Raw genomic sequence first — 25805 nt, 5'->3', positions numbered from 1 at the left:
CGGCTATTGCCAGCCTCCCCCCAAGGCCTTGTAGAGGCGCACGTGGTCCGCCGCGACGGCAGCGGTGGTGATAGCCACGCTTTCTTGCGTGGACAGCAGCGTGCGCTGCGTCTCCAGCACGGACTGAAAGTCGATGAGGCCGCTGCTGTAACGCTGCTGCGCCAACAGTGCCGCATTGCTGGCTGCGTCCGCAGCGGCCACCAGCCGCGTGAGCCGCTCACGGTCGCCAAGCAAGGCCACCAGCGCGTTCTCCACATCCTGCAGGGCCGTGAGCACGGTGGCTTCGTAGGCCACGCGGGCCTGCTCCAGCGCTGCAGACTGCACACGCACCTGCGCGCGGGCCGCGCCACCATCCAGCAGCGGGATGGACACGCTGCCCAGCAAGGCGCTGGTTACCGCACTGCCCCCCGACAACGCGCCCAGCGTGAGGGCACGCAGGCCCAGCGAGCCACCGAGGGAGAAGCTGGGGTAGCGCGCCGCATCGGCCTGCGACACGCGCGCCAGGGCAGCTGCAATGCGTTGCTCGGCCGCACGCACATCGGGCCGCTGGCGCAAGGTCTCGGCAGGGATTGCCAGGGCGAGCTCTGCGGTCGGTTGCGGCACGGGGGCACTGGCGGCCAGGGTAGCGTCGAGCGCGCCGGGCACCTGGCCTGTCAGCACGGCCAGGCTGTAGCGCGACTGCGCCAGGCTGGCTTCCAGGCTGGGAATCTGCGCGGCGGTCTGCTCGGCCGCTGCACGGGCCTGCTCGGTGACGAGCGAGGTGGTGAGCCCGGCCTTCAGGCGCCACTGGGTGATCTGCAGCGTCTCCTGCTGGCTGGCCAGGTTGCTGCGCGCAATGGCCAGGCGCTGCTGCAGCCCGCGCAGCTCAATGTAGTTGACGGCCACCTCGGCCGCCAGCGATACCTGAACGTCGGCCAGGCTGGCCTCTGCCGCGCGGGCGTCAGCCTCGCTGGCGCTCACGCCGCTGCGCAGGCGGCCAAACACATCGGGCTCCCAGCTCGCATCAAAACCGGCCTGAAAGGTGTTGCCCGTGCTGTTGCTGGCCCGACTGCGCTGCGCCGAAGCCGATGCGCCCACGCTGGGCAGCAGGCCGGCCGATTGCACATCCACCTGCGCACGCGCCTGCTGCAGCGCGGCCTGGGCGGTGCGCACGCTGGTGTTGGCGCGCAAGGCTTGCTCGACCAGCGAGGTGAGCACAGCATCGTCAAACCGCTGCCACCACTGGGCCAGGGACGTAGCCGTAGCCCCTTGCGCTGTGCCGTTGCCCCCCGCAGACCAGGCGGGGGGAACGGCCACTGCGGGCAATGCGCCATCCGTGGGTGCCAGGCTGGCACAGCCCGCGGTGGCCAGCACGCACAACAACAAGGCCGTTTGCCTCCACGGCACAGCACGCAAAGGTGGCGCTGCGCGGGCAGTGGGTGTGCCGGGAGAGGCCAGTGGGAGAAAACGCATGGGCAATGGCTACGCAGGGGAAAACCCCATTGTGAGCAGCGATTGCGCCCACAAGGTACCCACTGGGTCAAGCCCGCGTAAAGAATTGATGCAAGGCAAAGGTCACGCCACTGCATGCCTATGCATGCGTATGGGTAGAAAGGGTGACCGTGCTTTGCCATACAGACGGCCCCACACGCAAGTGGGCCGGGGCGCCGGTCAGTGGGCGCGCAGCGATTCGTCCCGCAACAGCCCCACCGGTGCCAACGCGCGGGCCCGGTATTCGCTGGGGCTGCACCCCACATGCGAGCGGAACGCGCGGCTGAAATGCGCGCTGTTGCTGAAGCCCCAGGACAGCGCAATGTCAGTGACCGAGCGCTGCGCATGCGCCGGGTGGCGCAGGTCGCGCAGGCAGGCCTCCAGGCGGCGGCGCTGGATCATGGCGGCCAGGGTTTCCTCGTCATCAGCCACCGCGTTGTACAGGTGCCTCTTGCTGCAGTTGAGCGCCTGGGCCATGCGGTCGATGGTGAGGTCGGGGTCGCCCAGGTGGCGGTCGATGTACTGGCTGATGCGGTCACGCAGGGCCTCGCGCTGCGACAGCAGGCTCTGCTGCCCGTTGCGCTCCAGCAGCGACAGCTGTACCAGGTGCGTGATCACATCGGCCACGCCATCGGCGGCTGCGTCGGACATGGTGGGCAGCTCGGCAAACGCGGCGCGCATGGTGTCCCATGCCAGCCGCGACACGCCACTGGTGCCCGAGAACCGCTGCACCATCAGGTCATCGAGCTTGAGCTTGCGCTCGGGCAGCTGTTCCTTGGGGATCATCAGCACCATCTGGCGCACGGCCTCGGGGTTGCTCACGGCGTAGGCGCGTGTGGTGTCGTAAACACTCCACTCCCCCGGCGACAACCATACCTGGCGACCGTTCTGCTCAAAGCACGCGCGCCCTTCGAGCTGGGCGACCACCTTGATGTAGGCCCGGTCGCTGCCCCGGATGAGGCTGGGGGTGCGCACCACGCGGTGGCGGCTCACGTCCAGTTGGCACAGGTTCACATAGCCCGCCTGGCCCGAGGTGATGTGGCCTGCAAAGGCATCGTCACCAAACGCGTCGGACTCCAGCCCGCCAATCAGGCGCCACACCGCATCGCCCCACAGGTGCAGGCGGTCGCGCGCAGGCACGGCGTCGGTGGATACCTCGGTCAGGGGGTGGGCCATGGTGTCTCCAGTGCGGGTTGCGCAAGCCTGATGGTTATGCGGCTGAATTATCGGACGCCCCGTTACCCCGTGCCACCGAGGGAAATCCGGGTAAACCCGCTGCCGTCTGCACGCTGAGGCAAGCGTTTTGTGCACGCTGAGCGCAGCGCGCAGGGGCGGGTCTCCCTACGATTCCCGGCACGGCGTGCACCACGCAGGCCCCATCCGAGGAGACACACAATGACAGCACACCAACCCTCCAAGCGCCAGTGGATCAAAGGGGCCGCCGCCACGATCGGCACCCTGGCCGTGGCTCCGCAACTGTGGGCCCAGGGCAGCAGCGCGGCACCCGTGCGCATCGGTTATGCCATCGCCCGCACCGGCCCCTGGGCAGCCGGTGCCCAGGTGAGCCAGGAGCCCAACTACCTGCTGTGGGCCGAGCAGGTGAACGCAGCGGGTGGCCTGAGCGTGAAGGGCACCAAGCGCCCCATCGAACTCATCGGCTACGACGACCGCAGCGAGACCGAAACCTGCGTGCGCACCTACGAAAAGCTGATGGGCAGCGACAAGGTGGACCTGATCCTGCCGCCCTGGGGCTCGGGTGCCAACTTCGCCATCGCGCCACTGGCCAACCGCTTCGGCTACCCGCTGCTGGCACCCACGGCGCTGTCGCGCAAGCTGATCGACATGAACCTGCCTTACTTCTTCTCGCTGCTGCAGCAGCCCGACAAGATGATGGGCGCGCTGGTGGACATGCTGGTGGCCAACAACGTCAAAACCATTGCCATCGTCTACATGGACGACCTGTTTGGCCTGGAGAACTTTGCCGCGCTGAACAACGCCCTCAAGAAGACCAGCATCCAGGTGCTGGAGCGCAAAAGCTACCCGCTGGGCGTGAAGGACCTGGCGCCCGTGCTGCGCGGCATCAAGGACCAGAACCCCGACGCCTTCATCGGCATCACGTACCCGCCCGACACCATCCTGGCCAGCCGCCAGGCGCGCGAGGTGGGCCTGAACCCCAAGTTCTTCTACGCCTCGGTGGGCACGGCCTTCCAGCTGTACAAGAACGTGATGCAGGCCAACACCGAGGGCGTGATCGGCATGGGCTCGTGGAGCGTGAAGACCAGCCCCGAGGCCAAGGCCTATTTCGACGCCCACGTGAAGAAGTTCAACAAGGAGCCCGACCGCTGGGCCAGCGGCCATGCCTGGGCAGGCCTGCAGATCCTGCAGCAGGCGGTGGAGAAGGTGGGCCTGGACCGCAAGGCGCTGCGCGAGCACATCGCCAAGAACGAGTTCAAGACCATCCTGGGCGGCATCCGCTTTGCGGGCAGCGAGAACGCCTCCATCCCCGGCACCGTGAGCCAGTGGCAGGGCAGCGACTTCGAGGTGGTCTGGCCCAAGGACCGCGCCACGGCGCAATTGAACACCAACAAGCCTGCCTGGAAGTAACACGGAATGTCCCTGACCTCCTGGGCCGAACTGGTCGCCAGTGGCCTCATTACCGGCGGCATCTATGCGCTGGTGGCCATGGGCCTGAACCTGCAATACGGGCTGATGCGCATCATGAACATCTCGCATGGCGAGTTCCTGATGCTGGGCGCCTTCCTCACCTGGTCCGCGCACACCCTATGGGGCATCTCGCCGCTGCTGCTCATGCCGCTGGCTTTCATCGCATTGTTTGTGTTGGGCGTGGTGGTGCACGCGCTGTGCTTCAAGCGCCTGGCGGCGCGCGCGCCAAACGTGGACGTGTTCGAGGCCCGCAGCCTGATGGTGGGCTTTGGCCTCATGTTCCTGGTGCAGAACACCGCGCTCCTGATCTGGGGTGGTGACCTGCGAGGGTATGAATACCTGGCCGACCCGGTGCAGATCGCGGGTATGCGCTTCACCGAGAACAAGCTGGTGCTGTTCGGCGTGGCGCTGGCGCTGTCGGCCGCGCTGATCGCGCTGCTCAAGCTCACGCTGCTGGGCAAGGCCGTGCGGGCGCTGATGCAGTCGCCCACGGGCGCGCAGCTGGTGGGCATCAACACGCGGCGCCTGCATCCCATGATGTTTGGCATTGGACTGGGCCTCTCGGGCGTGGCGGGGGCGTTGCTGTCGATGACGTATGAGATTTCGCCGTCGATGGGCGAGCCCTACACCGTCACCGCGCTGATCGTGATCACGCTGGGCGGCTTTGGCAGCCTGGCAGGCAGTCTGGCCGGTGGCTTGCTGCTCGGCGTGGTCGAGGCGCTGGGTATGCATTTCAGCAGCCCGTCTCTCAAGATGCTGCTGAGCTATGCGGTGTTCATCGGCGTGCTGATCTGGCGCCCCAACGGTTTGTTTAGCAAGAAATGAAACTCCTCCCTTCCAACAAGCCCTGGCTTGCGCTCGCAGTGGGCGTGGCCGTGGTCGGCACCCTGCCCTGGCTGGTGTCCGAGTTCGCCACCTCGGTGCTGCTCAGCTGCCTGATGTACATCGCGCTGGCCACCAGCTGGTCGCTGTTCTGCGGCGCCACCCGCTACCTGTCGCTGGCCACGTCGGCCTTCTTTGGCATTGGTGCGTACACCAGCGCCACGCTGCTGGGCGTGCTGCCCTGGCCGCTGGTGATTCTGAGCGGCGCACTGATCGCCACCATCGTGGCCGTGGTGATGGGCGCTGCCGTGCTGCACCTGCGTGGCACCTACTTTGCGGTGCTGACGTTCGGCATGACCGAGCTGATCCGCCACGCGGTGACCTTTGTCGAAAAACAGGTGTCGGGCACCGTGGGCCGCGTGCTCACGGTGGTGCCCAGCAACGAGACGGTGTACCTCACGGTGCTGCTGATCGCCGCGGCGGCCATTGCCACCGCCATTGCCATCCAGCGCAGCCGGTTTGGCCTCGCACTGGCAGGCATCGGCGCCGACGAGCAGCGCGCCCAGACGCTGGGCGTGGACACGCGCCTGGCCAAGATCGCGGGCTTTGGCATCACCGCCGCCTTTGCAGGCGCCGTGGGCGCGGCCATGGCCGTGCGCTGGACCTACATCGAGCCAGCAGCCGTGTTCAGCCCCTTCATCGGCTTCCAGACGGTGCTGATCGCGCTGATTGGCGGCGCGACCAGCATTGGCGGCCCCATCCTGGCGGCCATCGTGTTCAGCCTGCTGGCAGAAACCCTGCGCCTGCAGCTGCCCTACGGCTACATGATGGTGCTGGGCCTGCTGCTGATTCTGTGCGTGATGTACTTGCCCAATGGCCTGGCCACGCTGTGGCAACGGCGCAAGCCTGCTGCGGAGGCGCACCATGGCTGAAGCACTTTTGACCATTGACAGCGTGACCGTGCGCTTTGGCGGCCTGACTGCCGTGGATGGCGTGAGCGCCACGCTGCACAAGGGCGAGCTGATCGGCATCATCGGCCCCAACGGTGCGGGCAAGACCACATTCTTCAACGCCATCTCGGGCGTGCAACCGCCCACATCGGGCACGCTGCACTGTGGTGCCGACAACCTCACCGGCAAGGGCCCGCACCACTACGCAGCCCACGGCATTGCGCGCACCTTCCAGACGCCGCGCGTGTTCCCCGACATGACGGTGCGCGACAACGTGCGCTTTGGCATGCAGTTCGCAGGCCGCCACCGCCAAGGGCCTGAGGGCCTGCGCAGCGAGGAGGAAATTCTCGCCATGCTAGGCCTGGCCTACTTGGCCGACCGCCCCGCCGCCGACGTGACGCCGTCGCAGCAACGCCTGCTGGAGATCGGCATGGCCCTGGGCACACGCCCGCGCCTGTTGTTGCTCGACGAGGTGGCTGCGGGCCTGACAGAGGCCGAGGTGGACGCCATGGCCCAGCGCATCCGCCGCCTGCGCGATGACTGGGGCCTGACCGTGGTGTGGATCGAGCATGCGGTGACCACGCTGCTCAAGTACGTGGAGCGTGTGCTGGTGCTACACCAGGGCCGCAAGATTGCCGACGGCACGCCCGCGGAAGTGGTGCGCGACCCCCATGTGATCGAGGCCTATCTGGGTGACGAAATGACAGCCACCAGCGAAGGAGCCACGGCATGAGCGGCGCACACCTCACCGTGCAGAACCTGACCACGGGCTACCACGGCTTTCAGGTGCTGCAGGACCTGGCACTGGAAGCCGCGCCCGGCATCACCGTCATCGTGGGCCCCAACGGCGCGGGCAAGACCACGCTGCTCAAGGCCCTGGCGGGCCTGCTGCCGCGCCAGGGCGCGGTGACGCTCGACGGCCAGGCCGTGCCTGCGATGAACGCCACGGCCTGCGTGCAACGCGGCCTGGCGCTGGTCGCCGAAGGTCGCCAGCTGTTCCCGCAGATGACGGTGACCGAAAACCTGGAGCTGGGCGGCTGGCTGGTGCCGTCGCGGGTGCGCGCCGAGCGGTTGCACCAGGCGTTTGAAGACTTTCCCCGCCTCAAAGAGCGCGCCACACAGCTAGCCGGCACCATGAGCGGCGGCGAGCAGCAAATGGTGGCCGTGGCCCGCGCCATGATGAGCGGCCCGCGCCTCTTGATGCTGGACGAGCCCTCGCTGGGCCTGGCGCCGCGCATGGTCGATGAGCTGCTGACCATCGTGCAGCGCATTGCCGCGCAAGGCGTGACGGTACTGATGGTGGAGCAGAACGTGCGCAAGGCGCTGCAGATCGCGCAGCGCGGCTATGTGCTGGAGCGCGGGCGCATTGTGGCGTCTGGCGAAGCCTCTGACTTGCTGAAATCCGACGTGGTGCGCCAAGCCTATCTGGGCGTGACCTGAATACCTCTTCCCCCCTTTTTATCTGTTCTTTTTCAGGAGCTTTCAATGACTGCCATTTCCATGCTGATCAACGGCGAGCGCGTGCAAGCCACCGGCGGCGCCACGTTTGAGCGCCGCAACCCGCTGGACGGTTCGGTCGCCACCACGGCACCCGCTGCCAGCGTGGCCGACGCCAAGGCCGCTGCCGACGCAGCCGCCAAGGCCTTCCCGGCCTGGTCCGCCCTGGGCCCCAACGCGCGCCGCGCGCTGCTGCTCAAGGCAGCACATGCGCTGGAGGCCCGCACGGCCGACTTTGCGGTGGCCATGGCGGCCGAGACCGGCGCCTCGGGCATGTGGGCCGGTTTCAACGTGCACCTGGCTGCCGGCCTGCTGCAAGAAGCCGCCGCCCTGACCACGCAGATTGCAGGCGAAGTGATTCCGTCCGACGTGCCCGGCAGCCTGGCCATGGGTGTTCGCCAGGCGGCAGGTGTGGTGCTGGGCATTGCCCCGTGGAACGCCCCCGTCATCCTGGGCGTGCGCGCCATTGCCACGCCGCTGGCCTGCGGCAACACGGTGATCCTGAAGGGGTCGGAGCTGTGCCCCGCCACACACGGCCTCATCATCGAAGCCCTGCAGGAAGCCGGTTTGCCTGCCGGGGTGGTGAACTTTGTGACCAACGCACCCGCCGACGCTGGTGCCGTGGTCGAAGCCATCGTGGCCCACCCGGCAGTGCGCCGCATCAACTTCACCGGCTCCACCAAGGTGGGCCGCATCATTGCGCAGACCTGCGCCAAGTACCTCAAGCCCGTGGTGCTGGAACTGGGCGGCAAGGCCCCGCTGCTGGTGCTGGATGACGCGGACATCGACGCCGCTGTAGCAGGCACCGTGTTCGGCGCATTCGCCAACTCGGGCCAGATCTGCATGTCCACCGAACGCATCATCGTGGACAACGCCGTGGCCGACGAGTTCGTGCCCAAGCTCGCCGAGCGCGCCAAGGCCCTGCCCCTGGGCGACCCGCGCAAGGGCCCGGTGGTGCTGGGCTCGGTGGTGGACATGACCACGGTGCAGCGCTGCAACGCCCTGATCGACGACGCGCTGGCCAAGGGCGCCACGCTGGTCTGCGGCGGCAAGAGCGACAGCACGCTGATGCAGGCCACGGTGCTCGACCATGTGACGGCAGAGATGGACATCTACCGCGAAGAATCGTTCGGCCCCGTCAAGCCCGTGGTGCGCGTGAACGGCGTCGAGGAAGCCATTGCCTGCGCCAACGACAACGAGTTCGGCCTGTCCTCCGCCGTGTTCAGCCGCGATGTGGCCAAGGCCTGGAACGTGGCCGCGCGCATCGAGTCGGGCATCTGCCATGTGAACGGCCCCACGGTGCATGACGAAGGCCAGATGCCTTTTGGCGGCGTGAAAAGTTCGGGCTATGGCCGCTTTGGCGGCATGGCGGGCGTGCGCGAGTTCACGGAATTGCGCTGGATCACAGTGCAGACCACCCCCCGCCACTACCCCTTCTGAAGTTCAAAAAAGATAGCTGCTGGCGCTCTCTAGACAAGCGCTAGCGACCATTTTTCGCTCAAACATCAAACTGTGATCGCATCCAGCGGCCAGCGCGGCTTCACGTCAAAGGCGTAGTCGGTGTTGGCCTGCTGCTGCCCTGCCTGCAGCCGCATGGCCGCCGCCATGGCAATCATGGCGCCGTTGTCGGTGCACAGGTGCAACTCAGGGTAGTGCACCCGCACCTTGGCCACGGCGCAGGCCGCATTGAGTTGCGCACGCAGGTGCCGGTTGGCCCCTACGCCACCGGCGACCACCACACGTTTCAGGCCGGTCTGCTTGAGCGCGGCCAGCGTCTTCTTCACCAGCACTTCGACAATCGCAGCCTCGGTGCTCGCCGCCAGGTCGGCCTTGCGTGCCTCCAGTTCGTCACCCAGCTTCTTGGCCTGCGTGAGCACCGCCGTCTTGAGCCCGGCAAAAGAGAAATCGAGGTTGCCACTGTGCAACAGCGGGCGCGGCAGCTTGAAGGCTGAGGCATCGCCCTGCTCAGCCAGGCGCGAGAGCGCTGGCCCACCCGGGTAGCCCAGGTCCATGAGCTTGGCGGACTTGTCGAACGCCTCGCCAGCCGCATCGTCAATGGTCTCACCCAGGATCTCGTAGCGGCCCACGCCGTCCACACGCATCAGCTGGGTGTGACCGCCTGATACCAACAGGGCCACAAAAGGGAATTCAGGCGGGTCGGCGCTGAGGAAGGGCGACAGCAGGTGCCCCTCCAGGTGGTGCACACCCAGCACCGGCTTGTTGAGCGCTGCGCCCAACGCGCACGCCACGCCCGCCCCCACCAGTAGCGCACCCGCCAGGCCCGGCCCGCGGGTGTAGGCCACCACGTCCACATCGGCCAGCGACTGGCCGGACTCGGTCAGCACCTGCGTGGCCAGCGGCAGCACACGTCGGATGTGGTCACGGCTGGCCAGCTCGGGCACCACGCCACCGTAGGCCTGGTGCATCTCAATCTGGCTGTGCAGCGCGTGCGACAGCAACGTGGGCACAGCATTGCCCGTGGAACGGACCAATGCCACGCCCGTTTCGTCGCACGAAGATTCAATACCGAGGATCAGCAAACTCATGCCCCGAGTGTAAAACCCGGCCCCGTTCAGGGTCGGATGCAAAAAACCCCTGCTGGCAGTCACCAGCAGGGGTTGTGCGGATGGATGGCGCCTGCCGACGCGGCGGCTTGCTTACCAGCGGTCCGAACGCATGCGCAGTTCCCAGCTTCCGCTGCGCAGTTCATACACGCCCACGGCGCCGTAGCGCTGTTCGCCCTTGTCGTCCCAGGTCATGGTGCCGATCACGGGCGCATAGCCGTTGATGCTGTGCATGGCCTTGGTGATCGCTTTCGGATCGGCCGACTTGGCCTTCTGGATGGCGGCTGACAGCACATAGGTGCTGTCGTAGCTGTAGTGGCCGCCATAGGCCGGGGGCTTCTTGTAGGCCTCGATGTACTTTTCAAGGAAGGGCTTGCCGGTGGTGAACTCCTTGGCTTCCAGTACGGGCGATGTGGCGTAGACGCCTTCGACCATGCCCATGGCCTTGGTCATGTCGGTGGTCTTGATGGTGTCCCCGCCCAGCAGGCTAACCTTGGTGTGGTCAACCTTGCGCAGGGCTTCGAGCAGAGCCAGGGCCTGAAAGTCGTTGAGGGTGGACACGATGACCTCGACCTTGGCGGCCTTCAGCTCGCCAGCCAGTTCATCGAAAGCCACCGTCTTGTCGTCAAACGACTTGCGCACCACCACTTCCTTCTTTTCAGCCTTGAGCTGCTCGGCAGCACCGTCGGCCAGGCCCTTGCCGTAAGGCGTGCCATCGTCCAGCGCAGCGTAGCGGGCGGCACCCAGCTGTGTGGCGGCAAACGAGCCGATAGCGCGCGCCTGCAAGGTGTCATTGGCCACCATGCGGAAGGTGGTTGGGAAGCCGAGTTGCGTGAACTTGGGGTTGGTGGAGATGGCTATCTGGGCGATGTCCTTGGCGGCGTAAATCGGAGCCGTCTCAATGCTCACCCCCGAATTCAGGTGCCCGATCACCGCCACCACGCCCGAGTCCACCAGCTGCTGCGCCACGGTCTTGCCGGTGGCGGCGTCGGCCTTGTCGTCCACCGACACCACCTCCAGCGTCACACGCTTGCCGTCCACGGTGTAGCCACCCTTGTTCAGTTCCGCCACGGCCAGGTTGACGCCGTTGAGCAAATCCTGCCCCAGCGCGCCCAAGGGGCCGGAGAGGGGCTGGGCCACGCCGATCTTGATGGTGTCGGGCACCTTGCTGCAGCCTGTCAACACCAGCAGCGCGGATACCGCCACGGTGGTCAGGGCCAAGCCGGCAGAGATACGCCGCCGGTCAATGTGCTTGTTCATGCAAATCCTCTTGAATGGGTCAATGTGACCAGATGTATATGCGATGCGACCGGGTAGCTGCTATCGGGTATGCCCTGCCCATCGACAAACTATTAGCAAGTTTCAGGCCTTGGAAGCGGCCACAACCTGCTGCCAGCCTGCAGCCCCGGAACGCACCGCTTCGATGCACCATTTTGTGGCGTAAAAATTGCTTATGCTCCTGGGTATGAACGAGTCTCTGCGCATCGTGGTGGTTGCCCCGGATCTGGCAGTCGCCGACCCCGCCGACGAACACGCCGTACTTCAGGCGGAACGGTCGCGGGCGCTGCGCATTGGGTTGCTGGAGAACAACTTCAACCTGGTGGCCACCCTGCCTGCCGATGTCTTCCTGAGCGAGCGCATCGCCCAGCTGCAGCCCGACCTCATCATCGTGGACGCCGAAAGCGAGGCGCGCGACGCGCTCGAACATGTGGTGATGGCCACGCGCGACGAGCGGCGCCCCATCGTGATGTTCACCAACGACGAGGACACCTCACACGTGAAGGACGCGGTGGCGGCGGGCGTGTCGGCCTACATCGTGGCGGGCCTGGCGCCCCAGCGCATCCGCCCCATTCTGGACGTGGCCATGGCGCGCTTCCAGCACGAACAGGCGCTGCGCGCCGAGCTGGCCGACGCCAAGACCGAACTCAAGGACCGCAAGACCATCGACCGGGCCAAGGGCCTGCTCATGCAGCGCCAGGGCCTGAGCGAACAGGCCGCGTACGAGAAACTGCGCAAGACCGCCATGGACAAGGGCCTCAAGCTGGTGGACGTGGCGCAGCGCATGCTCGATGTGATGGATCTGCTGGGGTAGGCAGGTGACATCCCCCTGAGGCGCTGCGCGCCTTCCCCCTTCTCTCGAATCGCTGCCGCGATTCGGGAAGGGGGACGATGCCCTCGCTGCGGGGCGGCCCTTGCTTGGCATCCTTCGCCTAGGCCAAGCCCAGCTCAACCAGCTTCTCCCAGATGGTGCGCCGCACAAACGCAGTGCAGCCAGCGCGCATGCACCAACCCTGACCATTGCAGGCCAAAAAAGGCCGTTTGCGCCTTTCCAGCATGCCTAGGCAGCTATCAAAAGCATAGTAATTGTGGCGCCAAACTGGCGAAAACAGGCTGGCACGCTGCTTGCATTAACCCTGGCAAGACCAAAGACGGTCCCACCACTGACAGCACTGACCCAATGGCGGGCCGGTGCTGACACAAGGCCCCCCAATGGGCTTTGCCATGGACAAAGGCGTCCCTCTCCGAAGCTCGTTTGCGCATGCAACCAGGCCAGGGGAGGACGCCTTTTTTGTTTTCTAACGCACCGAGGAACCGCCCCATGACCGATCTGTTGAAAACCAGCCTCAACCGCCGCACCGTGCTGCAGGCCGCCACCGTGGGCGCAGTGGGCGTGAGCCCGGCACTGCGTGCCCTGGTGCATGCCCAGGGCTCGGACGCCCCCGAGAAGAAGGAAGTGAAGATCGGCTTCATCCCGCTGACCGACTGCGCCAGCGTGGTGATGGCCTCGGTGCTGGGCATCGACAAGAAGTACGGCGTGACCATCATCCCCACCAAGGAAGCATCGTGGGCGGGTGTGCGCGACAAGCTGGTGAATGGCGAACTCGACTTTGCCCACGTGCTGTATGGCCTGGTCTACGGCGTGCACTTGGGCCTGGCTGGCCCCAAGAAGGACATGGCCGTGCTGATGAACCTCAACCACAACGGCCAGGCCATCACGCTGTCCAAAAAGCTCGCCGACAAGGGCGCCGTCAACGGAGCGGGCCTGGCCAAGCTGATGGCCAGCGAGAAGCGAGAGTACACCTTCGCGCAGACCTTCCCCACCGGCACCCACGCCATGTGGCTGTACTACTGGCTGGCGGCCAACGGCATCAACCCGATGAAGGATGCCAAGGTCATCACCGTTCCCCCGCCACAAATGGTGGCCAACATGCGTGTGGGCAACATGGACGGCTTCTGCGTGGGCGAACCCTGGAACCACCGCGCCATCATGGACGGCATCGGAGTGACCGCGACCACCACGCAGGACATCTGGAAAGACCACCCCGAAAAGGTGCTGGGCACAACGTCCGAATTCGTGCAGAAATACCCCAACACGGCCCGTGCCGTGACGGCCGCCATCCTGGAGGCCAGCAAATGGATCGACGATGGCCTGGCCAACAAGAACAAGATGGCCGAAACCATTGCCGGCAAGGCCTACGTGAACACAGGCGTCGATGCCATCAACCAGCGCATCCTAGGCCGCTACCAGGACGGCATGGGCAAGACCTGGGACGACCCCAACCACATGAAGTTCTTCAATGAAGGCACGGTGAACTTCCCCTACCTCACGGACGGTATGTGGTTCCTCACGCAGCACAAGCGCTGGGGCCTGATCAAGGACCACCCCGACTACCTGAACGTGGCCAAGGCGGTGAACCGCATCGACGTCTACAAACAGGCCGCCACCGCCTCCAAGACACCGCTGCCCAAGAGCGAAATGCGCACCAGCAAGTTCATGGACGGCGTGGTGTGGGACGGCAAAGACCCCGCCAAGTACGCCGACAGCTTCAAGATCAAGGCGTGAGCGCCTTGCCCCGCCCACCCTGCCAAGGAGAACACCATGGTCAGTGCCGTCTTTCACTCCCCGTTGGATGCAGCCCCCGTGGTTGCACAGAACGCTATGAATAATGTAGCTATTAGCGCTTCACCAGCAAGCGCCAGAAGCCAAAAACAGTCCAAAGCCGAAACAACGGCGAGCCCCGCCCCTGCCAGTCGCGACTGGGCGGCCCTGTCGCGCAGCTTCTGGATGACGGTACTGCCGCCGCTCTGTGGCCTGGGCCTGCTCATCGGTCTGTGGGCAGTGGTATCCACCACCACGGGCGGCAGCATCCCCAGCCCGGTGGAGACCTGGAAGCAGGCGCTGGAAATCTTCAGCAACCCGTTCTACCGCAATGGCCCCAATGACCAGGGCGTGGGCTGGAATGTGCTGATGTCGCTGGAGCGCGTGGCCGTGGGCTTTGGCATGGCGGCGCTGGTGGGCATTCCGGCAGGCTTCGTGATCGGACGGTTCAACTTCCTGTCGCGCATGTTCAACCCGCTCATCAGCCTGCTGCGGCCGGTGTCGCCGCTGGCCTGGCTGCCGATCGGCCTCTTGGTGTTCAAGGGCGCCAACCCCGCCGCCATCTGGACCATCTTCATCTGCTCCATCTGGCCCATGATCATCAACACCGCCGTGGGCGTGCAGCGTGTGCCGCAGGACTACATGAACGTGGCCCGCGTGCTGAACCTGAGCGAATGGAAGATCGCCACCAAGATCCTCTTCCCCGCCGTGCTGCCCTACATGCTGACCGGCGTGCGCCTGGCCGTGGGCACCGCATGGCTGGTGATCGTAGCTGCCGAGATGCTGACCGGCGGCGTGGGCATTGGCTTCTGGGTGTGGGACGAGTGGAACAACCTCAACGTCAAGAACATCATCATCGCCATCTTCGTGATCGGCATCGTCGGGCTGGTGCTGGAGTTTGCGCTCATCAAGCTGGCCACCGCATTTACGTTTGAAGAGGTGAAAGCATGAACACGACCACCACGGCAGCATCCACACACCCCTCCATGAGCACCAAGTTCATCGAAGTCCACGGCGTCGAACAGACCTTCAAGACGGCCAAGGGCCTGTTCCCCGCGCTGCGCGACATCAACCTGACGATTGCCAAGGGCGAGTTCGTGGCGCTGATCGGCCACTCGGGCTGCGGCAAGTCCACGCTCTTGAATCTGATCGCCGGGCTGACCACCCCCACCAACGGTGCGCTGCTGTGTGCCAACAAGGAGATCAAGGGCCCCGGCCCCGAGCGCGCCGTGGTGTTCCAGAACCACTCGCTGCTGCCCTGGCTCACCTGCTTCGACAACATCTACCTGGCCGTGGAGCGCGTGTTTGGCGGCAAGGAAACCAAGGCCCAGCTCAAGGCCCGCACCGACGCCGCACTGGCCCTGGTGGGCCTCACGCCCGCTGGGCAAAAACGCCCCGGTGAAATCTCTGGCGGCATGAAGCAGCGCGTGGGCATTGCCCGGGCGCTGTCGATGGAGCCCCAGGTGCTGCTGATGGACGAGCCCTTTGGTGCGCTGGACGCCTTGACCCGCGCCAAGCTGCAGGACGAGCTGCTGGAGATCGTGGCGCGCACCCAGAGCACGGTGGTCATGGTGACCCACGACGTGGACGAGGCCGTGCTGCTGTCGGACAAGATCGTGATGATGACCAACGGCCCGGCCGCGACGATTGGCGAAGTGCTGACCGTCGACCTGCCCCGCCCCCGCAAACGCGTGGAGCTGGCCGAAGACCCACAGTACGTGCACTACCGCAAGGCGGTGATCGACTTCCTCTACACCCGCCAGGGGCACGTAGAAAAAGCAGCTTGAACCGCTGGGCTCCAGGCCCGACAACACGGCAAATCAAAAGGGCTCTGACCAGATCGGTCAGAGCCCTTTTTCGTTTTGTCCCCATGGTAGGGCCGTCGCACGCGCGCAACCCCAGGCCAGCGACCCCCTCGCAAGGGCCGCCCCGCCGCGCTGGGTGCGTCCCCCTTCTCTCGAATTGCGAAGCAATTCGAGAGAAGGGGGAAGGCGCGCAGCGCCTCAGGAGGTTGTCCTCTAATGGCTACCAGTGATGTACTGCTCCAGCTGTTCAATGATGAATTTCTGCTCGGAGATGATGTCCTTGACCAAGTCCCCGATCGAGATCATGCCCACGAGTTTGCCGTTGTTGTCCACCACGGGCAGGTGGCGCAGGCGGCCGGTACTCATGATCTGCATGCACTGCTCGCTGGTCTGCTCGGGCCGCACAAAGCGTACCGAGGTGGTCATCACATCGCGAGCCAGCGTGGCGGCTGACGTGCGGCCCAGCAGGGCGATCTTTCGCGCGTAATCGCGCTCTGTGAAGATGCCCACGATGGCATCCCCCTCGGTAACCACCAGGGCGCCGATGCCCTTGTCGGCCATGAGCTTGAGCGCATCGAACACCGACGCCGTGGGCGCAATGGTGTGGACAGTGGCGTCCGGTTTGGACTGAAGAATTTTGGCGACTACGGTCATGGAACCTCCCTCGTAACACCTGGAACAGGTACAGAGAGATTTCAGCCCATAAGCCCAACGGGCGCAAGCCGCGCAAGCCCGATTTATCCCGCTTTTGGGCCCGGTGTGGCAACAGCGATGCATATGTTTCGACCCTGTTGCATTCGGCCGAACCCGAAACAAACTGAAAAGAACCGAAACGGCGACGAGACGACGCCGCAGCGCCGGCCGGGCACGATACAGCCCATGTCCAACGCACTTCCAAAGGAATCAACGCCCACCCTTCTTGCCTCGGATCGATCGCTTGCGACCGGCTGCGGGCCTGAGATTCTTCTCATTGGCCACAGGCAGGAAACAAGCGTCTAGATTGTTTCCAAAACTGGAACAGTTAGTTTGCGACCAGCTGGTTTTTCTTCATCCACCTGCGGCGTACAGTTCATCCCATCGATGAGCCGAACCCGCAAGGCGACTCACCGAACCCGGTGCGAAGCACGTTGTTTTTGATCTTCGCTCCGGCTTTTTTGAGACGCTTTTTTTAACTTCAAGGACTTTCATCATGAACAAGACTGCACGTTTTCTCTCTATCGCCGCTGTGGCTGCTTTCGCTTCTTTGGGTGCCCAGGCTGACGAAGCTGATGGTTCGCAATTTGCCCTGAAATTCGACACGAACCGCACCCGTGCCGAAGTGGTTGCCGAAGCCGCCGCCGCAGTCCAAATGCGCAGCCAGGAGCCAGCAGGCTCCCGCGTGGTGACCTACAAGTCTACGGTAGACCGCGCTGCAGTGCGTGCCGAAGCTGCCGCACAAGCCATGCGCACTGGCCGCGTGGGCCCCGCTGAAGGCGGTTGATTCACCTTTTTGAATCCACGGCTTCGCGCTTCACGTATTCCAGACACCTCGTCCCCATTTTTTGAATTTCACAGGAGTTTCACCATGAACAAGACCGCACGTTTCCTCTCCATCGCTGCTATTGCCGCTTTCGCTTCCTTCGGTGCCCAGGCTGACGAAGCCGATGCATCGCAATTCGCCACGAAGTTCGAAACCAGCCGCACCCGCGCTGAAGTGATGGCTGAAGCCTCGACCGTGCCCCAGACCAGCGGCGCCATCCCCGTCGGTTCGCGTGCTCTGGTCTACACCTCCACGGCTGACCGCAATGCAGTGAATGCTCAGGCTGTGGACGCGCTGCGCACCGGCAAGATCTCTTCCGGCGAAATCGGTTCGCTGTAATTTGCAGGGTCTGCGCCGTGGCGCAGACCCTGGATTGCAAATGCAAAAAGGCCGAGGCCCCGCATGGGGCCTCGGCCTTTTCTATTGCCGGGGCTGAGCCCCGTCAACAAGCGTTGGTTTACTTGCCAGCCCGTGCCTGCGCCACGGCGCCCTGCACTTCCTTCCACAGGCTCTCACCCACATTGGCGGCAATGCTCGCGTTCACGGCGCTGAGCTTTTCGCGCATGCGGTTGGCTTCGGCGGCGGGCAGCTCGTTCACTTGCATGCCTTTGCCCTTCAGGTCGGCCAACGCCTTGTCGGCCTCGGCACGCGTGTCCTGGCGCTCGAAGTCGCGGCTCTTCTTGGCGGCGTCGAGCAGCACCTTCTGCTCGGCCTTCGACAGGCCGTCCCAGTATTTCTTGCTCACCAGCACGATCCAGGGGCTATAGACGTGGTTCGTCACCGTGAGGTACTTCTGCACCTCATAGAACTTGCTCGACAGGATGGTGTTGTAGGGGTTCTCCTGGCCGTCCACCGTCTTGGTCTCCAGCGCGGTGAAGAGTTCGGAGAACGGCAATGGCACGGCATTGGCACCCAGGGTCTTGAAGCTGTCGAGGAACACGTTGTTCTGCATCACGCGCAGCTTGATGCCGTCCATGTCTTCCAGCTTGTTGACGGGGCGCTTGCTGTTGGTGAGGTTGCGAAAGCCGTTCTCCCAGTACACCAGGCCCACCAGGCCCTTTTCCTGCAGCTTGTCCATCACCTTCTGGCCCACGGGGCCATCCAGCACCACGTCGGCTTCCTTGGCGTTGTTGAACAGGAAGGGCGTGTCCCAGATCGCCATTTCCTTGGTGATACCCACCAGCGTGGCGGTGGAGCCGACCATCATTTCCTGCGCGCCGCCGATCAGCGCCTGCTGCATCTGCACATCAGAGCCCAGCGCCGCAGCACCGATGGCGCGCACCTTCATCTTGCCGCCCGAGGCTTTTTCGACCTCTTCGGCAAACAGCTTGGTGGCGCGGCCCTGGTTGGACACCTCGTTGAGGCCATAGCCAAAACGGATGATGCGCGGCTTGATGTCTTGCGCAGCGACCTGGAACGAGCAGGTGATGGCGGCCACCGACAGGGCGGCGAGCAGGGTACGGCGGAAAGTTTTCATGGTTGTCTCCATTGGCGAAGGAAAGAAAGGCACGGGAAAAGAGGGCGCAGCATCGTCAACGCATCCACAGAACCGGAGCGGTCACGATCTGCGGAAACACGACCAGCAGTGCCAGGATCAGCACGTAGGTGAAGAGGAACGGGTTCACGCCCTTGATCACGCTGTGCATCGAGATGCGCCCCACCCCGGCCACCACATTGAGCACCGTGCCCACGGGCGGCGTGATGAGGCCGATGGCGCCGTTGAGCACAAACATCAGGCCGAAGTACACCGGGTCGATCCCCGCCTTGACGGCGATGGGCAGCATCACGGGCGCAAAGATCAGGATGGTGGGCGTGAGGTCCAGCGCCGTGCCGATGAGCACCAGCACGATCATCATCACGGCCATCAACAGGCGCGGGTTCTCCACCAGCGGGCCCAGCCAGCTGGTCAGCACATTGGGCAGATCGGCCAGCGTGATCATGTAGCTGGCCACCTGGGCGCCTGCGCACAAGAACATCACGATAGAAGTCGTCTTGGCCGCACGCACCAGCACGCCATAGATGTCCGCCAGCTTCATCTCGCGGTGGATGAAAAGTGCCACCGCCAGCGCATAGAACGCGGCCACCACGGCGGCCTCGGTGGGGGTGAAAACCCCCGTCTTCATGCCGCCGATGATGATGAGCGGCATCAGCATGGCCCAGAAGGCGCGTGCCGTGGCGCGCAAGCGGTCCTTGGCGGGCAAGGGTTCGCCCTTGGGCAGATCCAAGCCGCGCAGCACCCAGCGCCAGGCAAAGATAAGGCCCGCGCCCATCATCAAGCCAGGCACGATGCCCGACACAAACAGCGCCGAGATCGAGGTGTTGGTCGTCACGCCATAGATCACGAACGGCATGGACGGCGGAATGATGGGCGCAATGATCCCGCCCGAGGCGATCAGCCCTGCCGAGGTGTTCATCGGGTAGCCCTGCTGGCGCATCATGGGCAGCAGGATGGTGGCCAGCGCGGCCGTGTCGGCCAGGGCCGACCCGCTCATGCTGGCCATCAGCACCGCAGCGCCGATGGCCACATAACCCAGCCCGCCCCGGATATGCCCCACCCATGCCTGCGCCATGTCGATGATGCGACGGCTGATGCCGCCTGAGTTCATCAGCTCACCCGCCAGGATGAAGAACGGCACGGCCAGCAGCGGAAAGCTGTCCACCCCGGCCACGAGGTTCTGCGCGAGCAATTGCGTGTCGAAAAAATCCAGCACCCAGGCCATGCCAGCGCCAGTGAGCACCAGGGCGAGGCCCATGTTCATGCCGGTGCCCATCAGCACCAGCATGCCCAGCGAAAAAACGATAAAAGCCTGCGCTTCGGGTCCCATGGCCATCATCACTTACTCCACCTCGGCGCCGTGACCGAGGTCCAGCGGCTTGCGTTGAAACAACTCGATGACCGCCATCACTCCGATGGCCACCGCGCACAAAAAGGCCGGCAGTGGTAGCAACGCCGCCGGGTAGGCCATGACGACGGAGCGGCTGCCCATGCCCACCACTACCTGCTGCCAGGCGCCCCAGGCCAACATGGCGCTGGCGCTGATCACCAGCAGCCGGATCACGGCCGTCAACAGGCCAAAGGCCACCGGGCGCTTTGCCAACAGGCCCGCCAGACTGGTAAAAGCCATGTGCTCACCGGCGGGGTAGGCCGCTGCGGCACCGATAAAAACCATCCAGACAAACAGCAGGCGCGACAGCTCTTCGCTGGCCACCACACCGCTGCCAAAGCCGTAGCGCAGCACCACGTTGATGAACACCGCCACGGCCATCACGCCGAGGCAACTGGCCATCAGCAGCTGGGAGATCCTGGCGAACCGGCTGAGCGACGGCTGCAGTTGCGCTTGTTGTGCAGGGGAATTCATGCAGACTCCTGGGCGGCGATCCAGGCCGAAGCCTGTTGCTGCAGCGTGGCCAGATCCAACAGCGCATCGAGCCGCAACACGCCCGCCTCGCCCACCGGTGACTCCAGCGTGGCGAACTGGCTGTCCACCAGCGCGCTGGAAAAGAAATGGGTGCCCGCGCGCGCCGCCACACGTTGGCCTGCGTTGGCGCGGTCGATCTCCAGGAACACGAACCGCAACCCCGGACAGGCGCCGCGCAGCCGGTCTCGGTAGGCCTTCTTGAGCGAAGAGCAGGTCAGCACCGCGCCGTGCGGGTGCGCCTGCAGCAATTGCCCCAGCGTGGCCAGCCAGCCCTCGCGGTCTTCGTCGGTCAGGGCAATACCCTGGCGCATCTTTTCGCGGCTGGCCGGGCTGTGGTGGTCGTCCCCTTCGATCAGGGGCAGCTCTTCGGCCTGCGCCAGCGCAGCGCCGAGGCTGGACTTGCCACATCCGGCCACACCCATGACCACCAGATAAACCGTTGACGGCAAAACACTCATATTGGTAGCGCTATCCAAGTAATCTGTAAAAAAGGCATCCGGTCCCGGATGCCGCCCAAACTGTGGCAAGTTCTTCAACTTCATCCAAAATGGCGGGCATCGCCTTGCCCCATCGCTTGGACAGCGCTATCCTAACCAGATGAATCTCAACCCTCATGAGGGTTAACCCTTGAACAAACCCGAGACAAGACGCCGCTCCAGCGGCCGCATCACGCTGAACGACGTGGCCAAGGCCGCCGAGGTGAGCCCCATCACCGCGTCCCGTGCCCTGCGCGGCGAGCGCGGCGTGGCGCAAGAACTGGTGCAGCGTGTGAAAGACGCCGCCGCACAACTGGGCTACGTGCCCGACCCCGCCGCCCGCGCACTGGCCTCGCAGCGCAGTGTGCAGGTGCCGGTGCTGGTGCCGCTGCTGTCCAACGCACTGTTTGTCGACGTGCTGGAGGCCGTGCACCGCACCCTCTTCCCGCACGGCTACCAAGCCCTGATTGGCGTGACGCACTACGACCCGCAGGAAGAAGAGCAGCTACTGCGCACCTACCTGGCCCACCGCCCGGCGGGCCTGCTCGTCACGGGCTTTGACCGCACCGAGGCCGCCCGCCACATGATTGCCACCAGCGGCGTGCCCTGCGTGCACTTGATGGAAATGACGCCCGCACCCGGCGTGTTCTGCGTGGGCTTTTCACAGCAGGACGCAGGCCATGCGATGACAACCCACCTGCTGTCGCGCGGCCACAAGAACATCGCATTCGTTGCCGCCCAGCTGGACCCACGCACCATGCAGCGCGCCGAAGGCTACCGCCGTTGCCTGCGCGAGGCGGGGATGTACGACCCACGGCTGGAGCTGCTCAGCCCGCAGCCCTCATCCATCCGCCTGGGCGCAGAGCTGCTGGAAGAGGTGCTGCGCACCCGCCCTGGCGTGGACGCCGTGTTCTTCTGCAACGACGACCTCGCGCAGGGTGGTCTGCTGGCCGCCCAGCGTCTGGGTCTGGCCGTGCCTGGCCGCGTGGCCATCGCCGGCTTTAACGATCTGGCGGGCAGCGATCAGATGCTGCCGCCGCTGACCACCGTACGCACCCCGCGCTCGGCCATCGGCGAGGCCAGTGCGCAGATGCTGCTGACGCTGATGCGGGGCGAGATGCCGGAGAAAAATTCAGTGAATCTGGGGTTTGAGCTGACAGTGCGGGCAAGTACATAAGCCCCCTGAGCCGCTTCGCGTCTTCCCCCAGGGGGACGCCACCTGTGGCCTGGCGAAGCCGTTCCACGGTGGCACTGGTGATGGCACCGTGCCAGTTTCCAGGACTGCGTGAAATCCCTTGGCGCTCAGGGCGCCGCCAAGGCGCGGCTGGACAACGATGCGCCCTTGCCAGCCTTCATCTCCTTGCGCAACGCCACCGCGTCCCGCGCCTGGCTGGGCGCCGACGCATCGATGCGGAACACCTGCACCGTCTCGGTCATCGTCTGCGCCTGCCCGTTGAGCTGCATCGCCGAGGCGGCGTTTTCCTCCACCAGCGCGGCGTTCTGCTGCGTGATGGTGTCCAGTTGCGCCACGGCGGCGTTGACCTGAGAGATGCCGCTGAGCTGCTCGTTGGACGCGCTGTGAATTTCACCGATCAGCGTGTTCACGCGGCGCACCAGCTCCAGCGATTCGGTCATGGTCTTCTGCGCTGCGTCGGTCTTTGCGTGGCCTTCGCTCACCTTGGTGGCCGAGTCGTCGATGAGCTGCCGGATTTCCTTGGCGGCAGAGAGCGTACGGTGCGACAGGCTGCGCACCTCGGAGGCCACCACCGCAAACCCGCGCCCCTGCTCACCCGCACGCGCGGCCTCCACGGCGGCGTTGAGCGCGAGGATATTGGTCTGAAACGCAATGGAGTCGATGAGCTGGGTGATCTCGCTGATGCGGCCGGAGGCAGTCTGGATCTGCTTCATGGTGCTGGCCACGCCATCCACGGCCTCGCTGCTGCGCTCAGCCACCTGGGTGGCCTGGGTGGCCAGCACGGTGGCCTGGCGGGCCGATTCGGCCGTCTGCTTGACGGTGCCGGTGATTTCCTCCATCGACGCCGCCGTCTGCTCCAGGTTGCTGGCCTGGGCTTCGGTGCGTTCCGACAGGTCCTGGTTGCCCTGCGCGATCTCGCGGGTGGAAAGCTGCATGTGTTCGCTCTCCTGGCGCGCATCGCGCACGATGGACAACAGGTTCACATTGAGCTGGGCCAGCGCCTTTTGCAGCTGACCCACGGTGTCGCTGCGCGACGCCGCAATCTTCTGGGTAAGGTCGCCTGCGGCCATGCGGTTGGCCCAGCGCAGCATCTGCGACAACGGCGCCACGGTGGCCCGGTGCAGGTACACCGCCATGCCCAGGGCCAGCAGCACCACGCCCAGCCAGGCTGCGCCAGCCGCGACGGTCATGGTGTGCCCGCCTAGCAGTGCAGCCCCCCACGACGCGAACACCAGCAGCAGCGTGCACAGCATGATCTTGCCGAGCGGCCCGAGCTGCACTGCGCGGGCCATGCGCCCCCAGAGCGTGTTCTTGACGATCTGCCCCTCGCGCAGCACGTGCACCAGGGTTCCAGCCTGTTTTTCGGCCTGCATCTGGCGGTAGAGCTGGTCGGCGGCCTGTATCTGGTCGCGGGTGGCCTCGGTGCGCACGGACATGTAGCCCGTGGGCTGGTCGCCCTGCATGAGCGGGGTGACGTTGGCCATCACCCAGTAGAACGTGCCGTCCTTGCGCCGGTTCTTGACCGGGGCCGACCACGGGTTGCCGCTGGCAATGGTCTCCCACATGTCTCGGTAGGCCTCCTCGGGCATGTCGGGATGTCTGACGATGTTGTGGGGCTGGCCCAGCAGCTCTTCCTTCTCGTACCCGCTGACCTCGATGAACATCGGGTTGCAGTACAGGATGCGGCCCTTGAGATCGGTGGTGGACACCAGGGTCTGGCCTTTGGGGAACGCATATTCCTGCGTGCTGATCGGGAGATTGACGCGCATGGGGACCCTCCTCAGGGAATGCCTCGTCACCTCAGAACCGGGCAACACGGCAACGGATGAATCGAATACATCCTATGTTGAATTTTTATGATTTGAAACACCTAAGTGGCTCTGCTGGTTTGCAGCCACCAAATTGGTGCATCGCGCCAAAAAAGTGCATCACACCGGAGCACGCTGCACTAACTTGGACTGGCAGGCAATTTTAACTTCAAATTTGATAGCAAAAAACTCTCGATACGCAAGCACCAGCTGCCGTTTTTACTCAAACCAAGTGCCACCAGAACTTGGCACATCCTTTGCATGTTCAGCACCACGGTCAACGCTGGCCGTGTGTCAGCCCGGTGCAACGGCGGATTGGGCGAACAAGACGTTGGCGTCTTCATGGGATGTGTGGGGCTTGCAAACAAACCAGCAAGCCCGCGCGGCCCGTGTTGGCGCCTTTTTGTTTTTCTGCCCGGTTGTGGGTGTGCTTGCAGCAGCACAGCAGCCTCTTTGCGCTAGATCGCCATGCTTCAATTTCGAGAGTTTCTCAAGTCCGGCCACGCCCCAACGCTGTGGTCGTCCTTTCTGTATTTCGGTTTCTCGTGCGCAGTCTGGGTGATCAACGGTGCCATGGCACCGTTCATCCGCGATGCCTTCCAGCTCACGCCGACGCAGATGGGCATGATGCTGTCCATTCCCATCTTTGCGGGCGCCCTCATGCGGTTTCCGCTGGGCATCCTGGCGCAGTACATCGGTCGCAAGAACGCCACGCTGGTCGAGATGGCGGGGATCTTTGTGGCCATGGGCTATGGCTACCTGTTCGTGCATTCGTACAACGACCTGCTCGCCATGGGCATCCTGCTGGGCGTGGCGGGTGCCAGCTTTGGGGTGGCCCTGTCACTGGGCTCGGGCTCGTTCCCACCGCGCTACAAAGGCCTGGCCATGGGTATCGTGGGCGCCGGCAACGTGGGCACTGCGGTGGCAGCCCTGCTCGCGCCCATGCTGGCGCAGAAGTTTGGCTGGCAGGCCGTGTATGGCTTTGCTGCCGTGAGTGTGGCGATACCCGCGCTGGTGATGGCGGTGTACGCCAAGGAGCCGCCCGACCTGGCACCCCACGCCAGCTTCCGTGAGCACATCGCCTGCCTGTTTGAAAAAGACGGCTGGGCCTTCAGCCTGATCTACGCCGTGACTTTTGGCGGCTTCATTGGCCTGACCACCTTCTTGCCCAGCTACTTTTATGACCAGTTCGGCGTGAGCAAGGTGGCGGCCGGCCAGCTCACGATGATGGCGGCATTTCTGGGCGCGGCCCTGCGCGTGTTTGGTGGCTGGCTGTCGGACCACTGGGGCGGTGTGAACACCCTGACCGGCGTGCTGGCCATCACCGCCGCCAGCATGGTGCTGTGTGGCCTGGCCGAAAAATCACTGCCCGTGACCATGCTGCTGTTCCTGGTGTGTTTTGCGGCCCTGGGGGCGGGTAACGGCGCCCTGTTCCAGCTGGTGCCGCTGCGCTGGCCACTGGCCACGGCGGTGGCAGGCTCGATGATCGGCGAGATCGGCGCGCTGGGCGGAGGCCTCATCCCCAATGGCATGGGCATCTCGCGCCAGTACACCGGCACCTACCTCTGGGGCTTTGTGGGCATTGCGGTGTGCGCGCTGGCCATGCTGGTGCTACTGCGGGTGATGCAGATCCGCTGGACGCGCACGTGGGCGGAGAAGGGTGGACGTGCGCGCAGCGCATGACCGGCGTAGCCGGTGAGCGCGCAAGCGCTCGCCACACTTCCAGCAAAAGGGCG

At 64.7% G+C, this 25805-nt stretch carries 24 protein-coding genes; 14 read left to right on the top strand and 10 right to left on the bottom strand.

What is annotated here, in order from left to right; translation table 11 throughout:
• Nucleotides 1-3: 3 nt before the first annotated feature.
• Entirely contained in the window at nucleotides 4-1452 is a 1449-nt protein-coding gene (locus KW832_RS05780) for an efflux transporter outer membrane subunit (protein WP_255577544.1), read from the bottom strand.
• A 198-nt stretch (nucleotides 1453-1650) separates the two neighbouring features.
• Nucleotides 1651-2646, bottom strand: a complete 996-nt coding sequence (locus KW832_RS05775; protein ID WP_218299195.1) for a helix-turn-helix domain-containing protein — start codon at nucleotides 2644-2646, stop codon at nucleotides 1651-1653.
• A 219-nt stretch (nucleotides 2647-2865) separates the two neighbouring features.
• On the opposite strand from KW832_RS05775, the gene KW832_RS05770 reads away from it, so the two are divergent.
• The 6 genes from KW832_RS05770 to KW832_RS05745 are packed head-to-tail and all read left to right on the top strand — an operon-like array spanning nucleotide 2866 to nucleotide 8843.
• Nucleotides 2866-4074 carry an amino acid ABC transporter substrate-binding protein gene (locus KW832_RS05770; RefSeq protein ID WP_218299194.1) on the top strand — a complete coding sequence of 403 codons (1209 nt, stop codon included), beginning with the start codon at nucleotides 2866-2868 and terminating at the stop codon, nucleotides 4072-4074.
• 6 nt (nucleotides 4075-4080) lie between these two features.
• Complete coding sequence (locus tag KW832_RS05765; RefSeq protein WP_099730813.1) at nucleotides 4081-4959, top strand: branched-chain amino acid ABC transporter permease; 879 nt, start codon at nucleotides 4081-4083, stop codon at nucleotides 4957-4959.
• Entirely contained in the window at nucleotides 4956-5888 is a 933-nt protein-coding gene (locus KW832_RS05760; protein WP_218299193.1) for a branched-chain amino acid ABC transporter permease, read from the top strand. The genes KW832_RS05765 and KW832_RS05760 overlap by 4 nt, the downstream gene beginning before the upstream one ends.
• Nucleotides 5881-6639 carry an ABC transporter ATP-binding protein gene (locus KW832_RS05755; RefSeq protein ID WP_218299192.1) on the top strand — a complete coding sequence of 253 codons (759 nt, stop codon included), beginning with the start codon at nucleotides 5881-5883 and terminating at the stop codon, nucleotides 6637-6639. Before KW832_RS05760 ends, KW832_RS05755 begins: the two co-directional genes overlap by 8 nt.
• On the top strand, nucleotides 6636-7346 hold the full coding sequence (locus tag KW832_RS05750; RefSeq protein ID WP_218299191.1) for an ABC transporter ATP-binding protein: 711 nt from the start codon (nucleotides 6636-6638) through the stop codon (nucleotides 7344-7346). Before KW832_RS05755 ends, KW832_RS05750 begins: the two co-directional genes overlap by 4 nt.
• A gap of 45 nt (nucleotides 7347-7391) precedes the next feature.
• Nucleotides 7392-8843 (top strand): aldehyde dehydrogenase, encoded by a 1452-nt coding sequence (locus tag KW832_RS05745; RefSeq protein ID WP_218299190.1) that lies wholly within the window; start codon nucleotides 7392-7394, stop codon nucleotides 8841-8843.
• A 65-nt stretch (nucleotides 8844-8908) separates the two neighbouring features.
• Here the strand turns inward: KW832_RS05745 and tsaD are convergent, their stop codons facing one another.
• Together tsaD and KW832_RS05735 are read right to left on the bottom strand one after the other, a co-directional pair.
• Complete coding sequence (tsaD, locus tag KW832_RS05740; RefSeq protein WP_218299189.1) at nucleotides 8909-9949, bottom strand: tRNA (adenosine(37)-N6)-threonylcarbamoyltransferase complex transferase subunit TsaD; 1041 nt, start codon at nucleotides 9947-9949, stop codon at nucleotides 8909-8911.
• A 111-nt stretch (nucleotides 9950-10060) separates the two neighbouring features.
• Complete coding sequence (locus tag KW832_RS05735; RefSeq protein ID WP_121419415.1) at nucleotides 10061-11227, bottom strand: branched-chain amino acid ABC transporter substrate-binding protein; 1167 nt, start codon at nucleotides 11225-11227, stop codon at nucleotides 10061-10063.
• A gap of 205 nt (nucleotides 11228-11432) precedes the next feature.
• Between KW832_RS05735 and KW832_RS05730 the strand changes: the two genes are divergently transcribed.
• The 4 genes from KW832_RS05730 to KW832_RS05715 all read left to right on the top strand — a co-directional run bounded on the left by KW832_RS05730 (nucleotide 11433) and on the right by KW832_RS05715 (nucleotide 15634).
• Nucleotides 11433-12059, top strand: coding sequence for an ANTAR domain-containing response regulator (locus tag KW832_RS05730; protein ID WP_121419414.1), 627 nt, complete (start codon nucleotides 11433-11435; stop codon nucleotides 12057-12059).
• 507 nt (nucleotides 12060-12566) lie between these two features.
• On the top strand, nucleotides 12567-13811 hold the full coding sequence (locus KW832_RS05725) for a CmpA/NrtA family ABC transporter substrate-binding protein (protein WP_121507101.1): 1245 nt from the start codon (nucleotides 12567-12569) through the stop codon (nucleotides 13809-13811).
• 36 nt (nucleotides 13812-13847) lie between these two features.
• Nucleotides 13848-14798 carry a nitrate ABC transporter permease gene (ntrB, locus tag KW832_RS05720; RefSeq protein ID WP_218299188.1) on the top strand — a complete coding sequence of 317 codons (951 nt, stop codon included), beginning with the start codon at nucleotides 13848-13850 and terminating at the stop codon, nucleotides 14796-14798.
• Nucleotides 14795-15634, top strand: coding sequence for an ABC transporter ATP-binding protein (locus KW832_RS05715; protein ID WP_218299187.1), 840 nt, complete (start codon nucleotides 14795-14797; stop codon nucleotides 15632-15634). The genes ntrB and KW832_RS05715 overlap by 4 nt, the downstream gene beginning before the upstream one ends.
• Nucleotides 15635-15865: 231 nt before the next feature.
• Here the strand turns inward: KW832_RS05715 and KW832_RS05710 are convergent, their stop codons facing one another.
• Nucleotides 15866-16306, bottom strand: a complete 441-nt coding sequence (locus KW832_RS05710) for a CBS domain-containing protein (protein WP_121419410.1) — start codon at nucleotides 16304-16306, stop codon at nucleotides 15866-15868.
• Nucleotides 16307-16841: 535 nt separating this feature from the next.
• On the opposite strand from KW832_RS05710, the gene KW832_RS05705 reads away from it, so the two are divergent.
• Complete coding sequence (locus KW832_RS05705) at nucleotides 16842-17132, top strand: DUF4148 domain-containing protein (protein ID WP_055400238.1); 291 nt, start codon at nucleotides 16842-16844, stop codon at nucleotides 17130-17132.
• A gap of 84 nt (nucleotides 17133-17216) precedes the next feature.
• Nucleotides 17217-17510 carry a DUF4148 domain-containing protein gene (locus KW832_RS05700; RefSeq protein ID WP_218299186.1) on the top strand — a complete coding sequence of 98 codons (294 nt, stop codon included), beginning with the start codon at nucleotides 17217-17219 and terminating at the stop codon, nucleotides 17508-17510.
• A gap of 118 nt (nucleotides 17511-17628) precedes the next feature.
• On the opposite strand, the gene KW832_RS05695 is transcribed toward KW832_RS05700, so the two are convergent.
• Genes KW832_RS05695 through KW832_RS05680 form a run of 4 tightly spaced genes read right to left on the bottom strand, consistent with a single transcriptional unit; the run spans nucleotide 17629 to nucleotide 21012 of the window.
• On the bottom strand, nucleotides 17629-18648 hold the full coding sequence (locus KW832_RS05695; protein WP_218299185.1) for a TRAP transporter substrate-binding protein: 1020 nt from the start codon (nucleotides 18646-18648) through the stop codon (nucleotides 17629-17631).
• 55 nt (nucleotides 18649-18703) lie between these two features.
• Entirely contained in the window at nucleotides 18704-19996 is a 1293-nt protein-coding gene (locus KW832_RS05690) for a TRAP transporter large permease (RefSeq protein ID WP_121422627.1), read from the bottom strand.
• 12 nt (nucleotides 19997-20008) lie between these two features.
• A complete protein-coding gene (locus tag KW832_RS05685) occupies nucleotides 20009-20530 on the bottom strand; it encodes a TRAP transporter small permease (RefSeq protein ID WP_218299184.1) in 522 nt (173 codons plus the stop codon).
• Entirely contained in the window at nucleotides 20527-21012 is a 486-nt protein-coding gene (locus KW832_RS05680; protein ID WP_218299731.1) for a gluconokinase, read from the bottom strand. The genes KW832_RS05685 and KW832_RS05680 overlap by 4 nt, the downstream gene beginning before the upstream one ends.
• Before the next feature lie 205 nt (nucleotides 21013-21217).
• Here KW832_RS05680 and KW832_RS05675 point away from each other — a divergent pair, with 205 nt between their 5' ends.
• Nucleotides 21218-22243 (top strand): LacI family DNA-binding transcriptional regulator, encoded by a 1026-nt coding sequence (locus KW832_RS05675; RefSeq protein WP_218299183.1) that lies wholly within the window; start codon nucleotides 21218-21220, stop codon nucleotides 22241-22243.
• 125 nt (nucleotides 22244-22368) lie between these two features.
• Here KW832_RS05675 and KW832_RS05670 read toward each other — a convergent pair whose 3' ends face one another.
• Entirely contained in the window at nucleotides 22369-24030 is a 1662-nt protein-coding gene (locus tag KW832_RS05670; RefSeq protein WP_218299182.1) for a methyl-accepting chemotaxis protein, read from the bottom strand.
• Between the two features lie 507 nt (nucleotides 24031-24537).
• On the opposite strand from KW832_RS05670, the gene KW832_RS05665 reads away from it, so the two are divergent.
• Nucleotides 24538-25752 carry a nitrate/nitrite transporter gene (locus KW832_RS05665; protein ID WP_121419398.1) on the top strand — a complete coding sequence of 405 codons (1215 nt, stop codon included), beginning with the start codon at nucleotides 24538-24540 and terminating at the stop codon, nucleotides 25750-25752.
• Nucleotides 25753-25805: the final 53 nt, after the last annotated feature.

The organism is Acidovorax sp. sif0632 (assembly GCF_019218805.1).
Classification (GTDB): Bacteria; Pseudomonadota; Gammaproteobacteria; order Burkholderiales; family Burkholderiaceae_C; genus Acidovorax; species Acidovorax facilis.
Note: the sequence above shows the minus strand (reverse complement) of the source record. Positions and strands in the feature narration are given on the sequence as shown.

Excerpts from the sequence above, each read along its gene's own strand:
- KW832_RS05765 (WP_099730813.1), top strand. The coding sequence starts at position 4,081 with ATGTCCCTGACCTCCTGGGCCGAACTGGTCGCCAGTGGCCTCATTACC.
- KW832_RS05725 (WP_121507101.1), top strand. The coding sequence starts at position 12,567 with ATGACCGATCTGTTGAAAACCAGCCTCAACCGCCGCACCGTGCTGCAG.
- KW832_RS05700 (WP_218299186.1), top strand. The coding sequence starts at position 17,217 with ATGAACAAGACCGCACGTTTCCTCTCCATCGCTGCTATTGCCGCTTTC.
- KW832_RS05760 (WP_218299193.1), top strand. The coding sequence starts at position 4,956 with ATGAAACTCCTCCCTTCCAACAAGCCCTGGCTTGCGCTCGCAGTGGGC.
- KW832_RS05745 (WP_218299190.1), top strand. The coding sequence starts at position 7,392 with ATGACTGCCATTTCCATGCTGATCAACGGCGAGCGCGTGCAAGCCACC.
- KW832_RS05780 (WP_255577544.1), bottom strand. The coding sequence starts at position 1,452 with ATGCGTTTTCTCCCACTGGCCTCTCCCGGCACACCCACTGCCCGCGCA.
- KW832_RS05770 (WP_218299194.1), top strand. The coding sequence starts at position 2,866 with ATGACAGCACACCAACCCTCCAAGCGCCAGTGGATCAAAGGGGCCGCC.
- KW832_RS05665 (WP_121419398.1), top strand. The coding sequence starts at position 24,538 with ATGCTTCAATTTCGAGAGTTTCTCAAGTCCGGCCACGCCCCAACGCTG.
- KW832_RS05695 (WP_218299185.1), bottom strand. The coding sequence starts at position 18,648 with ATGAAAACTTTCCGCCGTACCCTGCTCGCCGCCCTGTCGGTGGCCGCC.
- KW832_RS05730 (WP_121419414.1), top strand. The coding sequence starts at position 11,433 with ATGAACGAGTCTCTGCGCATCGTGGTGGTTGCCCCGGATCTGGCAGTC.
- KW832_RS05690 (WP_121422627.1), bottom strand. The coding sequence starts at position 19,996 with ATGGGACCCGAAGCGCAGGCTTTTATCGTTTTTTCGCTGGGCATGCTG.
- KW832_RS05705 (WP_055400238.1), top strand. The coding sequence starts at position 16,842 with ATGAACAAGACTGCACGTTTTCTCTCTATCGCCGCTGTGGCTGCTTTC.
- KW832_RS05685 (WP_218299184.1), bottom strand. The coding sequence starts at position 20,530 with ATGAATTCCCCTGCACAACAAGCGCAACTGCAGCCGTCGCTCAGCCGG.
- KW832_RS05750 (WP_218299191.1), top strand. The coding sequence starts at position 6,636 with ATGAGCGGCGCACACCTCACCGTGCAGAACCTGACCACGGGCTACCAC.
- KW832_RS05710 (WP_121419410.1), bottom strand. The coding sequence starts at position 16,306 with ATGACCGTAGTCGCCAAAATTCTTCAGTCCAAACCGGACGCCACTGTC.
- ntrB (WP_218299188.1), top strand. The coding sequence starts at position 13,848 with ATGGTCAGTGCCGTCTTTCACTCCCCGTTGGATGCAGCCCCCGTGGTT.
- tsaD (WP_218299189.1), bottom strand. The coding sequence starts at position 9,949 with ATGAGTTTGCTGATCCTCGGTATTGAATCTTCGTGCGACGAAACGGGC.
- KW832_RS05670 (WP_218299182.1), bottom strand. The coding sequence starts at position 24,030 with ATGCGCGTCAATCTCCCGATCAGCACGCAGGAATATGCGTTCCCCAAA.
- KW832_RS05775 (WP_218299195.1), bottom strand. The coding sequence starts at position 2,646 with ATGGCCCACCCCCTGACCGAGGTATCCACCGACGCCGTGCCTGCGCGC.
- KW832_RS05715 (WP_218299187.1), top strand. The coding sequence starts at position 14,795 with ATGAACACGACCACCACGGCAGCATCCACACACCCCTCCATGAGCACC.
- KW832_RS05755 (WP_218299192.1), top strand. The coding sequence starts at position 5,881 with ATGGCTGAAGCACTTTTGACCATTGACAGCGTGACCGTGCGCTTTGGC.
- KW832_RS05735 (WP_121419415.1), bottom strand. The coding sequence starts at position 11,227 with ATGAACAAGCACATTGACCGGCGGCGTATCTCTGCCGGCTTGGCCCTG.
- KW832_RS05680 (WP_218299731.1), bottom strand. The coding sequence starts at position 21,012 with ATGGGTGTGGCCGGATGTGGCAAGTCCAGCCTCGGCGCTGCGCTGGCG.